Raw genomic sequence first — 12,492 nt, 5'->3', positions numbered from 1 at the left:
AGACAACTGGCGGGCAACCCCATACGACAGAAAGTCCCGGACATCGTGATGATGTCCGGGACTTTCCTTTGTGTCCTTGCGGACGCTGTGACCCCAGCGGGATTCGAACCCGCGTTACCGCCGTGAGAGGGCAGCGTACTAGGCCGCTATACGATGGGGCCAGTACTTGTACATCCTACTACTGCTTTTGTACTGCTTGTGCCACCCTGTCCGGGAACAGGATTGCGCTGGGGTACCAGGACTCGAACCTAGAATGTTGGTACCAGAAACCAGTGTGTTGCCAATTACACCATACCCCAATGGCACTTTTCGAAGACCCGATCCTGCTGGGTTTCGCTCGCGTAACCGCTCCGCGCCGAGAAATAACTTTACCGGACAGAGGCCATGAACTGCAAAACGGCGTCCAGCCCCGTGATGCGTGGCACCTCCGCCGCCCTGTCCGTGGCCCGGCGATCCGGCACCCCGCCGGGTGACCCCGCCTCCGAGCCGACCCCCGCACGGTCGAGCCAGACCCCCACCAGCCCGGCCGCCCGCGCCCCCTCCGCGTCGACCAGCCGATTGTCTCCGACATAGAGCGTGCGTGAGGGATCGGCTCCGATCAGGCGTGCTCCCTCCAGGTAGATCCGCGGGTCGGGCTTCGCCACCCCGACCGTGTCGATTCCCACCAGCACCCTGATGCGCGCCAGTCCCGCCCGGTCCAGTTTGGTCCGCTGGTAGTCGTGCACGTTGTTACTGACTGCCCCGTAGGGCACCCCCCGCGCATCGAGCTCATCCAGCAGCGGCACAACGTCGTCGTACGCCGTGAAGTGCAGCGGAAGCGTCCTCTCGTAGGCCCGCACCCAGGCATCGGCCGCCTGGCCCAGGAACGGCTCGCGGGTGAAGCCCGATCGGGCGTGGCGGATGCGGTGCACCCGCTGCTCCTCGAAGGTGAGCTCCCCCGCGAGGAACCGGTCGTAGTGCCTCTGCGGGTCCGTCGTGTACAGCGCTTTGTAGCGCACCCAGTCGTCGTCGCTGAGGTGGCTGAGGGCAGGATCGGGGATGGACTGCAGCGTACGGCCCATGGCGTGCTCGAGGTCCACCAGGGTGTCGTCGATGTCGAACAGCACGCCGTCGACGCCGCCATGCGCCCCTCCGACGGTCGGCTCGTGCATCTGCCGGTCCGGCTCGCTCATCGTTCAGCCCACCGTCGCCCTGAGCGCCCGGACCCGGGCGAGCGAGGAATTCCGTCCGAGGATGACCATCGACTCGAACAGGGGCGGTGAGATCCGGCGGCCAGAGATAGCGGTCCGCAGCGGTCCGAAAGCGAGCCGCGGCTTGAGCCCGAGGGTGTCGACGAGGGCGCTGCGTAGAGCAGACTGCAGGGCCTCGGCGTCCCAGGTCGGGCACGCTTCGAGCGCAGCGAGGGTCACGTCGAGGACTTCGCCGAGATTCTCCGGCAATCCCTTGCGGGCGTCGTCCGCGATGTCGATGGCGTCATTCGCCTTGAAGAGGAAAGCGAGCATCTCCGGCGCCTCGCCCAGAAGGGTGATGCGTTCCTGGATGAGCGGAGCCGCCTCGGCCACGATGCGGAGCTCGTCCTCCGTCGGATCGGCGCCGATGACCCCGGCAGCAGCGAGGTACGGCAGGAGCCGCGATCGGAACTCGGCCGGGTCCAGGAGCCGCACGTGCGTGCCGTTGATCGCTTCGGCCTTCTTGAGGTCGAAGCGTGCCGGGTTCGCGAGGACATCGCGCACGTCGAACTTCTCGACCAGCTGTTCCACGGAGAAGATGTCCTCATCGGCGGATAGGCTCCAGCCGAGGAGCGAGAGATAGTTGAGGAGGCCCTCCCGGATGAACCCACGCTCGCGGTGCAGGAAGAGGTTGGACTCGGGATCACGCTTGGACAGCTTCTTGTTGCCCTGGCCCATGACGTACGGCAGGTGCCCGAACAGCGGCATGTAGCGGGCTACTCCGATGTCGATCAGCGCACGGTACAGGGCTACCTGTCGCGGTGTGGAGGACAGGAGGTCCTCCCCCCGCAGCACGTGCGTGATGCCCATGAGGGCGTCGTCGACCGGGTTCACGAGCGTATAGAGCGGCGCGCCGTTCGCGCGCACGACGGCGAAGTCCGGAACGCTGCCGGCGCGGAACGTGATGTCGCCGCGCACGAGATCCGTGAAGGTGATGTCCTCGTCCGGCATACGCAGTCGCAGGACCGCAGGGCGGCCGGCGGATCGGAAGGCTTCCTTCTGCTCCTCCGTAAGGTCACGGTCGAAATTGTCGTAGCCGAGCTTGACGTCGCGCCCCGCAGCCCTGTGCCGTTCCTCCACCTCGTCCGGAGTGGAGAAGGACTCGTAGAGGTGGCCTGCTGCGACGAGGCGATCGATGACGTCCCTGTACAGGTCGCCGCGCTGCGACTGCCGGTACGGTGCGTGCGGGCCTCCTACCTCGACTCCCTCGTCCCAGTCGATGCCGAGCCACCTCATCGCTTCGAGGAGCTGCTCGTAGCTCTCCTCGCTGTCACGGGCGGCATCGGTGTCCTCGATACGGAAGATCAGCTTCCCGCCGGTATGGCGTGCGTAGGCCCAGTTGAACAGGGCGGTCCTGATCAGGCCGACATGGGGCGTACCGGTCGGCGATGGGCAGAACCGGACCCGAACGGGTGTGGCATCGGTGACAGTGGGGAGATCTGCGGCAATAGTCATGATGACCCCAGTCTAGGTGGGAGCGTCAGGGCCGTCGGTGCCCCAGCACGCCGCGGGGCCTCCCTGATCGGGCCCCACGGCGGCGACGGTTATCGGCGCGCCGGGTTGGACAGCCGTCCGATTCCTTCGATGTCGACGTCGAACCGCTGGCCGTCGGTGATCAGGCCCACGCCGGCGGGCGTTCCCGTGAGGATGATGTCGCCGGGCAGCAGGGTGAATGCCTGGGAGACGTAGGCCACCAACTCCCGGGCACCCCAGATCATGTCGCTGGTCGAGCCGTCCTGGCGGAGTTCGCCGTCGAGCGTTCCACGGATGCTCAGGTTCTCGGGGTCCAGGTCCGTCTCGATCCAGGGCCCGATCGGGCAGGACGTGTCGAATCCCTTGGCCCGCGCCCACTGGTTGTCCGTCTTCTGGACGTCACGCGCCGTCAGGTCGTTCGCGCAGGTATAGCCGAAGACGACGTCGTCGACGCGCTCGATGGGGACGTCCTTGCAGATGCGGCCGATGACGACGGCCAGTTCGGCCTCGTAGGAAATCTGGTCGGAGAAGGACGGCAGCATGACCGGGTCGCCCGGGCCGATGACCGAGGTGTTCGGCTTGAGGAACATCAACGGCGCGGCCGGCGTCTCGTTGCCCATCTCCTGGATGTGATCGGCGTAGTTGCGCCCGATCCCGATCACCTTGCTGCGGGGGATGACGGGCGCGAGGAGCCTGACGTCGTCCAGGGCGTGGCGCGCTCCGGTCAGTTGGACACCGGCGTAGAAAGGATCGCCCTGGATGACAGCGATCTCCTCGCTGCCGAGCGCTCCTTCCACGACACCGAACAATGGATCATCATTTACGACAAAACGTGCAATTCGCATGGGGCCAAGCCTAGCGCTGGAGCAGCGCGGCGGGAGTCGCTCGTCGTCGCGCCGTCGTCGGGTATGCGTCACGCCGGAGCCGTAAAGGCGTCACGCTCGCGTCGGGCAGGAAGCGCGGAGAAATACCGCGGGCACTCCCTCCCCAGAAACGAGGGTGCCCGCGGTATCAGAGCCGGTTCTGCAACCGGTGCAGCGGTCCTGCACCCTACTGACGGGGATGACCCGCCGACGGTTGGCTAGAAGGGCCAGGATCCGACACGGTCGGGAGAGGAGACGGGAGCAACGGTGCCCGACTTGGCCGGAGCCGCGTTGGCTGCTGCGGCGCCGCCGGTGATGATGAGGGTTGCGAGGAGGAATGCGGAGGTGATGCGCTTCATGGCAGGAGTCCTTTGGGTGGAATTGGCAGTGGAGGTGAGATACCGCTCAATACCACGAGCGGCTCGTCAATCATCGTAAGCCACTCCAGCCACTTCTAAACATTCTTGAGGCCTTTTTCTGAAGTATTGTCCGACGAATCGCGGTCGGACAACGAAAACCCGAATAATGGGATCGAGTTGCCCGATCAACGCGGAAGCCGAAGGTGCGCAGAATGTACGGAGAAGCGGCGGGTCAGCGGTTGCTGCTCGAGCTACGAGCCCGCGACGCGTGGAACCAGCGGGACTACACGGGAGCCCAGAAACTGGCCGAGGAACTGGCGGCGGCGGCTCTCGAGGGCGGGGACGACCTCGGCTGGTGGAACGCTACGTTCCTGATCGGGGAATGCCTGAGGAAACAAGGGCTCATGGAGGAGTCCCGATCTGTTGCAGATGAACTTGCCGGGCACCCTCTCACCAAGCGGTCGAGGGCACTGAGCGCACGGGTGCTCACCCTGCGGGCTTTCGCCCTGCAGGGCACCGGCGATCTCGCCACAGCAGTGGAGGCAGCGCGACGTGCCGTTGCGGAAGCTCGGCTCGAGCCGGACCACAACGCCATCGTCATCGAGGCCCAGAATGCCCTCATCGCCGCACTGGCTGAAAGTGGCCAGCTCGAGGACGCCTGGGCGGAGTGCCGCAACCTCGCGGGACTTCTCGATGAGAACCCGGACAACAAGTACGCGGGCCAGTCCTACTGGGCTATCGGCAACGTGGCCTTCCTCCTCAAACACATCACCGAGGGAGTGTCCTACCACGAGCTCGCAGCGAAGACCCTGTCACCGACGAATGACCTCGATCTGTGGGCGCGATTCAATCGGGGATCGGCGGATTTCCGCCTCGCAGCGGGTGTTATCGAGCCCGAGACGCTCGAGTGCATCGAGCGGGCCGAACTCGCCAGCTCCATCGTCGGAGGAACCGAGCGTGACCGTCTCGAGCTGAAGCTGATCCGGGCACAATGGCTCGTCCTCACCGGGCAGTTCGAGGCCTCGATCGACCAACTGTCCGAGGTCATCGCCCACCAGGACCTCCTGGCGACCCACGTCGCCGCGCAGGCCCATTTCCTCCAGGGGCAGGCACTCTCGGCGCGTACCAGCAACGCGGAGGCCGCGGTACACCTCGAGAAGAGCGAACAGCTCTTCCTGCGGTCGGGTGCCCGCGAACGGGCAGCAACAGCCCGAACCCTGCTGGACACCCTGCGGGAGCAGCACCACGTCACGGCACCGGTCAGGCGCGATGTCAAGGAGGAGTAGGCAACGGGCCGGATGCCAGCGCGCGGCGCCGATGGCATAGAGTCATCTTCAGGCCCTGGTCGGGCCGGGCGTTTTCCCCCATTACTCCCACCCCGGCCGGGGCTCATCCATGCCGGGCCTGGAAGTCGGCGGGAACACGCGCTCCACTCGTACTCCCCTACCCACGCTCGACGGACTGTACGCTGGAGCCGATGAGCGCTGACCACAAGGACCCCCGACTCGCACTGCTGGTCGAGAGCATCGTGCGGCTCTCCCGGGGGGAACTCAGCAGCCGGATCGAGCCCTCGAACGCGAGGGACGAAGTCGACGCCGTCATCACCGGCGTGAACCTCCTCGCCGAAGAACTCGAACAGGTCTACGAGCAGTTCGAGAAGCGCGTCGAGAGCCGGACGGCCATGCTCCGCCAGGCGCACCTCGACATGATGAAGATGGCGATGTCGGACGCTCTCACCGGGCTCGCGAACCGTGTGGCGCTGATGGACGGCATCGAGGAGGCGCTGAGCCAGGCTGCGAACGGAGCGCCTCCTCCGGCCCTCCTGCTCCTCGACCTCGACAGCTTCAAGAACGTCAATGACCGCTTCGGCCACGACGCCGGTGACCGGGTCCTGCAGGAGGTCGCCGTACGCCTCACCAGCGTGGTCCGGGAGAGTGACCTGGTGGCGCGGTTGGGCGGCGACGAGTTCGCCATCCTCCTCCCCGGTGCCACCATGGATGTCGCCATGCAGGTGGCCGGCCGGGCCCTGGAGGTCCTCGGTGAACAGATCAGGCTGGACTCGCTCTACGTCCACTCCCGGGCGAGCATCGGCGTGCGGCTCGGAACCGCGGACCAATCGCCCGAGGAACTGCTCCTGGACGCCGACACTGCGATGTATGCGGCAAAACGAGAGGGCCGCAGCATCATCAAGGTCTTCGAGCCCGTCATGCTGTACTCGCGGCAGCTCCGGAGCCAGATGGCCACGGAATTGCGCGGAGCCATCAGCGCCAACGAGCTGGTGCTCCACTACCAGCCCGTGGTGGAACTCGCCACGAACCGGATCCTCGGGGTCGAGGTACTGGTGCGGTGGCAGCACCCCGTGCGTGGGCTGATCCCGCCCGACACCTTCATCCCGCTCGCCGAGGAGATCGGGGTCATCCACGACCTCGACCGGTGGGTCATGTCCGCGTCCCTGCGCCAGCTGGCGCAGTGGCGCAAGGACTTCCCGCTCGACGACGACTTCCAGCTGCGGGTCAATCTCTCGGCCGTCGAACTCAAGCAACTGGACCTGGTGGACCATATCCGCACCCTGCTGCGTGAGCTCGACCTGCCGGCCCGCAACCTGGTCGTCGAAATCACCGAGACCGCGATCGTGACGCGCGGGGAGGTCGAGATGTATTCGCTGCTCAGCCTCCAGCAGCTCGGCGTCGGCATAGAGATCGACGATTTCGGGACAGGCTATTCCTCCATCAGCTACCTGCGGGAACTCCCCGTCAGCATGGTGAAGGTGGACCGCTCCCTGCTCGTCGAGCTCAACACGAGGGCCGGCCAGCTCGAGTTCGTGGCCGCGATCCTGCAACTCATCCGCGCGGCGGGGCTCGAGGCGGTCTTCGAGGGCATCGAGACGCGCGAGCAGGCGACCCAGTTGCGCGCCCTGGGGTGCGCGAGCGGTCAGGGGTACTACTTCAGCCGCCCGCTGCCGGCTGGGGAAGCCGCCGCCCTGCTCGCCTCCACACGCCACCTCCGCATGGGCGAGGAAATCGACGGTCCGGAGACGATCTCCTCCCACTGACAGCGACGGTTCCGGCCACGAGCGGACGCGGAGCGAATGCGCGTGCGCCGACGGACGTGCTGCCGCCCTTCGCCGACGCCGTGACCTAGGAGGGCCGGACGGCGTCGGCTCGGAGCGGCGGGTTGCTCAGACCAGGCGCGTGAGCCAGCCGTGGGCGTCCTCGACCACTCCGGTCTGGATCCCCAGCAGCTGACTCCGGATGGACATCGTGACCTCACCTGCCCGCGCGTCGGGCGCTCCGATGAACTCGTCGCCGTCGCGCAACTGTCCGATGGGGGTGATGACGGCCGCGGTGCCGCACGCGAAGACCTCGGTGATGTCCCCGCTAGCGACGCCGTCGCGCCACTCGTCCAGCGTGATCTTGCGCTCGCTCACCTTCAGTCCGCGGTCCCTTCCCAGCTGGATGATCGAGGATCGCGTGACGCCCTCGAGGATGGTCCCGGACAGGGCGGGGGTCACGAGGGATCCGTCGCGGAAGACGAAGAAGACATTCATGCCGCCGAGTTCCTCGACGGCATTGTCATTGAACTGGTCCAGGAACAGGACCTGCTTGCAGCCGTGCGCCTCGGCTTCGAGCTGCGCGGCCAGGGACGAGGCGTAGTTGCCGCCGGCCTTCGCCGCACCGGTACCGCCGCGTCCGGCGCGGGCGTAGTTGCGTGAGACCCAGATGTTGACCGGCTTGACCTCGCCGCCGAAGTAGTTGCCCGCCGGCGAGGCGATCACGCGGTAGGAGACCTCGCGTGCGGGCCGGACCCCGAGGAACGCCTCGGTGGCGATCATGAAGGGGCGCAGGTACAGGCTCTCTCCATCGCCGGACGGGATCCATTCCTGGTCCGCGGCCACCAGCTGACGCAGCGACTCGAGGAACAGCTCCTCGGGCAGCTGCGGCAGGGCGAGGCGCACGGCCGAGCGGTTCAGTCGGGCGGCATTCGCGTCGGCGCGGAAGGTCCAGACCGATCCGTCCTCGTGCCGGTACGCCTTCATGCCCTCGAAGATCTCCTGCCCGTAGTGCAGCACCGCGGCCGCCGGGTCCAGCGCGATCGGACCGTAGGGCTCGAGCCGGGCGCTGTGCCAGACTCCTACACCGGATGCGTCGATACTGAAGTCGACGATCGCCGTGTGGTCGGTGAAGTAGTTACCGAAGCCCGGGTTCGCCAGCACCGCCTCGCGCTGCTCGGCCGAGGCGCGGTGCGTCGACAGGTGCTGGGCAAAACGGGTATCGGTGGCTGTCATGGTTCCTCCGCGCTGGAACGGATGTCGCCGGCAGCACGGCCGCCGTCGTCCGTCGGTGGTCAGTGCCGTGGCACTGGGTTAATGATGTGTAACCACCTTAGGACACGGCAGCGGCAATAGCATCGCCGACGGCGGAGGTGCTCCGCGCACCCGTGCGTGCGGCGATGTCGGCCTCGACAGCGGCTTCGATGCGTCCGGCGTGGGCGTCGTGCCCGAGGTGACGGAGCAGCAGGGCTGCGGACAGGATCGCTGCCGTGGGGTCGGCCACCTGCCGGCCCGCGATGTCCGGTGCGGACCCATGCACGGGCTCGAACATGGACGGCGCGGTGCGGTCCATGTTGAGGTTCGCCGAGGCCGCCAGGCCGATGCCCCCCGATACAGCCGCGGCGAGGTCCGTCACGATGTCCCCGAAGAGGTTGTCCGTCACGATGACGTCGAAGCGCGAAGGGTCCGTGACGAGGAAGATCATGGCCGCATCGACGTGCAGGTAGTCGTGGCTGACGTCGGGGAACTCCTCGGCGACTGCCTCCACGGAGCGCTTCCACAGGTGGCCCGCGTACACGAGGACGTTGTGCTTGTGCACGAGCGTCAGTTTCTTCCGTCGAGCGGCAGCGCGCGCGAAGGCGTCCCGCACGACGCGCTCGACGCCATGCGCGGTGTTGAGCGACACCTCGGTGGCGACCTCGTGCGGCGTACCGCCACGGAGCGTACCGCCGTTTCCCGTGTACGGGCCCTCCGTGCCCTCGCGCACGACCACGAAATCGATGACACCGGGATCAGCCAGGGGGCTCGCCACGCCGGGGTACAGCTTCGACGGGCGCAGGTTCACGAAGTGGTCCAGGGAGAAACGGAGTTCGAGCAGGAGCTCCCGCTCGATGAGTCCCGACGGGATTCGGGTGTCCCCCGGGGCCGCGCCCACCGCACCGAACAGGATGGCGTCATGGCTGCGGAGCCTGTCCAGCGTGGCATCGGGCAGTGTCTCCCCCGTGGCGAGCCAGTGTTCGGCTCCGAGCGCGTACTCGGTGAGCGCGAGCTCGACGTCCCCATGGACGACGGCGCTCAGCACCTTCACCGCTTCGGCGGTCACTTCGGGGCCGATGCCGTCTCCGGGGATGACGGCGAGGTCGATACGGTGCGGGGCGTCAGTCATGCTCCCAGCCTAGGAAAGGGCCCTGACCGGCAACAATCGGTCCGCAGGATGAGACGGCTCCACCCACGGTCGGATGTGCTGGCGCGGCCGGCAGACCTAGAGTTGGTACCCATGGACATCCACCTGAGGCTCGCACGCTGGATACGTGCGCACCCCAGGACCGTCGATGCCTGCCTCGCACTGGCGATCTTCGTCTTCCTGGTCCTGCCGTTCGCCGCGGGCGGCGTGCAGGGCGTGGGCATGATCGTCATGGTCTCCGCGGCGCTGGTGATAGCCCTGGTCTGGCGCCGTTCGCGCGTGATCCTCTCGGCCGGCATCATCGCGGGGATCTCGTTGCTGCAGCTCATCACGGGGATCGAACCCGTCCCGGCGCAGTTCGTGATCCTGGTGACGCTGTACACGCTTGCAGCCTACGGGCCCCGCTGGGCAAGCCTCGGCGGCCTCGGTCTCGCCATCGCCGGGGTGGCCGTCGGCCTCGTGCGGTACGGCGAACTGACGGGCGTGAGTACGAGTGATTCGATCCTCACCACGGTGCCACTGTTCCTGATCCTGCTCTTCTTCGTGGAATCGCTCGTGCTGCTCGCCTGGACCATGGGCGATCTCGCACGGTCGCGTCGCCTGACGTACCAGGCCCTCGAGGACAGGACCCGCCGCCTGGAGGTCGAGCGGCAGCAGGAGCGCGACCTCGCCGCCGCCGATGAGCGGAGCCACATAGCCCGCGAGATGCACGACATCGTGGCGCATTCCCTGTCCGTCATCATCACGCAGGCCGATGGAGCACGGTACGCGAGCGCGCAGGCACCCGAGCTGGCTGTCCAGACGCTCGGGACGATCGCCGACACCGGCCGGGGGTCGCTGCGCGAGATGCGGCGCCTGCTGGGCGTGCTCCGCGGCGACGAAAGCGCCTCGACGCGTCCGTTGCCGACGCTCGACGACATCGATGCGCTGATCCAGTCGGTACGGCGCTCCGGCGTCCGGGTGGCGTGCCGTCGGGTCGGCACGCCGCGCAGGGAGCTCCCCCTGGGCGCCGAGCTCACGGCATACCGCGTCATCCAGGAGTCGCTCACCAACGTGCTCAAGCACGCGGGTGCGGACACGACGACCGAGGTGGCTCTCGACTACGGCCCCCGCGGGCTCACCATCACGGTCGACGACGACGGCCGCGGAGCCGCTCCTGATCCGACCACCGCGGGCGCCGGCCAGGGGATCACCGGCATGACGGAGCGCGTGAGGCTCTACGACGGGACAGTCGTTGCCGGCCCTCGCACCGGGGGCGGGTACCGGGTGGAAGCGTTCATCCCGTACACGCAGGCCTAGCGTCCACACGGCGGGACGCGGTGGATGCACAGGTGGATGCACAGGTAGACGCGCAGGTAGAGACGCAGTTGGACACGCAGGCACAGACACGCAGGCACAGACACAGGCAGAAACACAGGAGAACGAGAGCATCGTGGTGAGTACAGCAGGTACAGCGGAAACACAGGCTATTGCCGACCCGACCGGCGACGGCGGCACCATCCGCATCGCCATCGTCGACGACCAGCACCTGGTGCGCAGCGGCTTCGCCATGCTCATCAACTCCCAACCCGATCTCCGGGTCGTCTGCGAGGCCGCCAACGGAGAGGAAGCGGTCCGCGCGCTCTCGGTGACGCGCGCCGATGTGGTCATGATGGATGTGCGCATGCCGGGCATGGACGGCATCGAGGCGACGCGGCGCATCCTCGCGGGGAACGGGCAGGCACCTGGGGGAAGCAGCGAGTCCCAGGGGCCGCGGATCGTCGTACTGACGACCTTCGACCTCGATGAGTACGCGCTGTCGGCGATCCATGCGGGTGCCAGCGGCTTCCTGCTCAAGGACGCGCCACCGGAGGAACTGCTCGAGGCGATCCGCACCGTGCACCGCGGCGACGCCGTCATCGCGCCTTCGACGACGCGCCGGCTGCTGGACCATGTGGCGCCCCTGCTGCGGCAGCCTTCACCTGCACAGGACGCGCATGCCGCAGCGGTGGCGCGCCTGACCGCCCGCGAGCGCGAAGTGTTCGAGCTCATCGCGCAGGGACTGTCCAATCCGGAGATCGCGGCGAAGCTGTTCCTCTCGGAAGCGACCGTCAAGACGCACGTAGGGCACATCCTCGCGAAGCTCGAGGCACGGGACCGCGTCCAGGCTGTCGTCATGGCCTACGAGACGGGTATCGTCCGCCCCTGACCGCAGCCGCGCTGCCGACGGCCGTCGGTGGGCACCCGCGGTCGCAGTGGGCGCGCTCCCCGCTCATCCCCCGGGATGAGACTGCACCGCGGAACGCGGGACCTGGCGGCGATCCGTCCGGAGGCCGTGATCCATAGCGTGGGAGCATGACAACTTCCACGAATCTTCCCGGGAGCCTGACGGGCTCTCCCTCCCCCGCTCCATCCGCTGCCGTCGCTGCCCGCGGCGTCTCCAAGAGCTACGGCCGCGGCGAGACCGCCGTCCACGCACTCCGGGACATCTCGCTCGACTTCGACCGGGAACGCTTCACCGCGATCATGGGACCTTCCGGGTCGGGCAAGTCGACCCTGATGCACTGCCTCGCCGGGCTGGACAGCATCGACTCAGGGCACCTCTGGATCGGTGGGACCGACATCACCGGTCTTCCGGATGCGGCACTCACCCGGCTCCGCCGCGAGCGCGTCGGGTTCGTCTTCCAGGCTTTCAACCTCGTGCCGACCCTGACCGCCGAGCAGAACATCACGCTGCCGGTCGCGCTCGCCGGCGGTACGGTGGACACCACCTGGCTGCAGCAGATCTCGGCCTCGCTCGGACTCGAGGACCGCCTGTCCCACCGCCCCCACGAGCTCTCCGGCGGGCAGCAGCAGCGGGTCGCCGTCGCACGCGCCCTCCTCACGCGGCCCGACGTGATCTTCGGCGACGAGCCGACGGGCAATCTCGACTCGGCGACGGGCGCCGAGGTGCTGTCGCTGCTGCGCCGGAGCTGCCGCGAGATGGGCCAGAGCATCATCATGGTCACGCACGACCCGGTGGCCGCCTCGTATGCCGACCGTGTTGTCCTGATGAAGGACGGTGCACTCGTCGGAGAACTCGAGCAGTCCACGCCCGACGCCATCCTCGGCGCCCTCGCGACACTGGGGGCCTGAC

Annotated in this window: 11 protein-coding genes and 2 tRNA genes; 5 read left to right on the top strand and 8 right to left on the bottom strand. The window is 67.4% G+C overall.

Features of this window, described 5'->3' with window-relative positions; all coding sequences use genetic code 11:
- Nucleotides 1-88 precede the first annotated feature (88 nt).
- From FDK12_RS02940 to FDK12_RS15005, 6 genes are all read right to left on the bottom strand, one after another.
- Nucleotides 89-161, bottom strand: a tRNA-Glu gene (locus FDK12_RS02940).
- Nucleotides 162-227: 66 nt separating this feature from the next.
- Nucleotides 228-299 (bottom strand) — tRNA-Gln (locus FDK12_RS02935).
- Between the two features lie 69 nt (nt 300-368).
- On the bottom strand, nt 369-1,172 hold the full coding sequence (locus FDK12_RS02930; protein WP_223263043.1) for an HAD family hydrolase: 804 nt from the start codon (nt 1,170-1,172) through the stop codon (nt 369-371).
- 3 nt (nt 1,173-1,175) lie between these two features.
- Nucleotides 1,176-2,684 carry a glutamate--tRNA ligase gene (gltX, locus tag FDK12_RS02925; RefSeq protein WP_137368116.1) on the bottom strand — a complete coding sequence of 503 codons (1,509 nt, stop codon included), beginning with the start codon at nt 2,682-2,684 and terminating at the stop codon, nt 1,176-1,178.
- An 89-nt stretch (nt 2,685-2,773) separates the two neighbouring features.
- On the bottom strand, nt 2,774-3,547 hold the full coding sequence (locus FDK12_RS02920; protein ID WP_137368115.1) for a fumarylacetoacetate hydrolase family protein: 774 nt from the start codon (nt 3,545-3,547) through the stop codon (nt 2,774-2,776).
- Nucleotides 3,548-3,783: 236 nt separating this feature from the next.
- Nucleotides 3,784-3,924, bottom strand: a complete 141-nt coding sequence (locus FDK12_RS15005) for a hypothetical protein (RefSeq protein ID WP_181036427.1) — start codon at nt 3,922-3,924, stop codon at nt 3,784-3,786.
- Between the two features lie 212 nt (nt 3,925-4,136).
- Between FDK12_RS15005 and FDK12_RS02915 the strand changes: the two genes are divergently transcribed.
- Nucleotides 4,137-5,210 carry a hypothetical protein gene (locus tag FDK12_RS02915; protein WP_137368114.1) on the top strand — a complete coding sequence of 358 codons (1,074 nt, stop codon included), beginning with the start codon at nt 4,137-4,139 and terminating at the stop codon, nt 5,208-5,210.
- 191 nt (nt 5,211-5,401) lie between these two features.
- Nucleotides 5,402-6,976, top strand: coding sequence for a putative bifunctional diguanylate cyclase/phosphodiesterase (locus tag FDK12_RS02910; RefSeq protein ID WP_137368113.1), 1,575 nt, complete (start codon nt 5,402-5,404; stop codon nt 6,974-6,976).
- Nucleotides 6,977-7,102: 126 nt separating this feature from the next.
- Here FDK12_RS02910 and FDK12_RS02905 read toward each other — a convergent pair whose 3' ends face one another.
- Nucleotides 7,103-8,209, bottom strand: a complete 1,107-nt coding sequence (locus FDK12_RS02905; protein ID WP_137368112.1) for a branched-chain amino acid aminotransferase — start codon at nt 8,207-8,209, stop codon at nt 7,103-7,105.
- A gap of 97 nt (nt 8,210-8,306) precedes the next feature.
- On the bottom strand, nt 8,307-9,359 hold the full coding sequence (locus FDK12_RS02900; RefSeq protein WP_137368111.1) for a 3-isopropylmalate dehydrogenase: 1,053 nt from the start codon (nt 9,357-9,359) through the stop codon (nt 8,307-8,309).
- Between the two features lie 111 nt (nt 9,360-9,470).
- Here FDK12_RS02900 and FDK12_RS02895 point away from each other — a divergent pair, with 111 nt between their 5' ends.
- The 3 genes from FDK12_RS02895 to FDK12_RS02885 all read left to right on the top strand — a co-directional run bounded on the left by FDK12_RS02895 (nt 9,471) and on the right by FDK12_RS02885 (nt 12,491).
- Complete coding sequence (locus tag FDK12_RS02895; protein ID WP_137368110.1) at nt 9,471-10,676, top strand: sensor histidine kinase; 1,206 nt, start codon at nt 9,471-9,473, stop codon at nt 10,674-10,676.
- Nucleotides 10,677-10,881: 205 nt separating this feature from the next.
- Nucleotides 10,882-11,565 carry a response regulator gene (locus FDK12_RS02890; protein WP_137368288.1) on the top strand — a complete coding sequence of 228 codons (684 nt, stop codon included), beginning with the start codon at nt 10,882-10,884 and terminating at the stop codon, nt 11,563-11,565.
- Nucleotides 11,566-11,711: 146 nt separating this feature from the next.
- The gene (locus FDK12_RS02885) at nt 11,712-12,491 is read left to right on the top strand and encodes an ABC transporter ATP-binding protein (protein ID WP_137368109.1); all 780 of its coding nucleotides are present in this window, start codon (nt 11,712-11,714) and stop codon (nt 12,489-12,491) included.
- Nucleotide 12,492 lies beyond the last annotated feature (1 nt).

Origin of the sequence: Arthrobacter sp. NamB2, assembly GCF_005281365.1 — a bacterium.
Classification (GTDB): domain Bacteria; phylum Actinomycetota; class Actinomycetes; order Actinomycetales; family Micrococcaceae; genus Arthrobacter_D.
This window is presented reverse-complemented; position numbering and strand designations above follow the sequence as displayed.

What these genes read in the sequence shown, in the direction of transcription:
- FDK12_RS02900 (WP_137368111.1), bottom strand. Translation starts at nt 9,359, where the DNA reads ATGACTGACGCCCCGCACCGTATCGACCTCGCCGTCATCCCCGGAGAC.
- FDK12_RS02920 (WP_137368115.1), bottom strand. Translation starts at nt 3,547, where the DNA reads ATGCGAATTGCACGTTTTGTCGTAAATGATGATCCATTGTTCGGTGTC.
- FDK12_RS02895 (WP_137368110.1), top strand. Translation starts at nt 9,471, where the DNA reads ATGGACATCCACCTGAGGCTCGCACGCTGGATACGTGCGCACCCCAGG.
- gltX (WP_137368116.1), bottom strand. Translation starts at nt 2,684, where the DNA reads ATGACTATTGCCGCAGATCTCCCCACTGTCACCGATGCCACACCCGTT.
- FDK12_RS02930 (WP_223263043.1), bottom strand. Translation starts at nt 1,172, where the DNA reads ATGAGCGAGCCGGACCGGCAGATGCACGAGCCGACCGTCGGAGGGGCG.
- FDK12_RS15005 (WP_181036427.1), bottom strand. Translation starts at nt 3,924, where the DNA reads ATGAAGCGCATCACCTCCGCATTCCTCCTCGCAACCCTCATCATCACC.
- FDK12_RS02905 (WP_137368112.1), bottom strand. Translation starts at nt 8,209, where the DNA reads ATGACAGCCACCGATACCCGTTTTGCCCAGCACCTGTCGACGCACCGC.
- FDK12_RS02910 (WP_137368113.1), top strand. Translation starts at nt 5,402, where the DNA reads ATGAGCGCTGACCACAAGGACCCCCGACTCGCACTGCTGGTCGAGAGC.
- FDK12_RS02885 (WP_137368109.1), top strand. Translation starts at nt 11,712, where the DNA reads ATGACAACTTCCACGAATCTTCCCGGGAGCCTGACGGGCTCTCCCTCC.
- FDK12_RS02915 (WP_137368114.1), top strand. Translation starts at nt 4,137, where the DNA reads ATGTACGGAGAAGCGGCGGGTCAGCGGTTGCTGCTCGAGCTACGAGCC.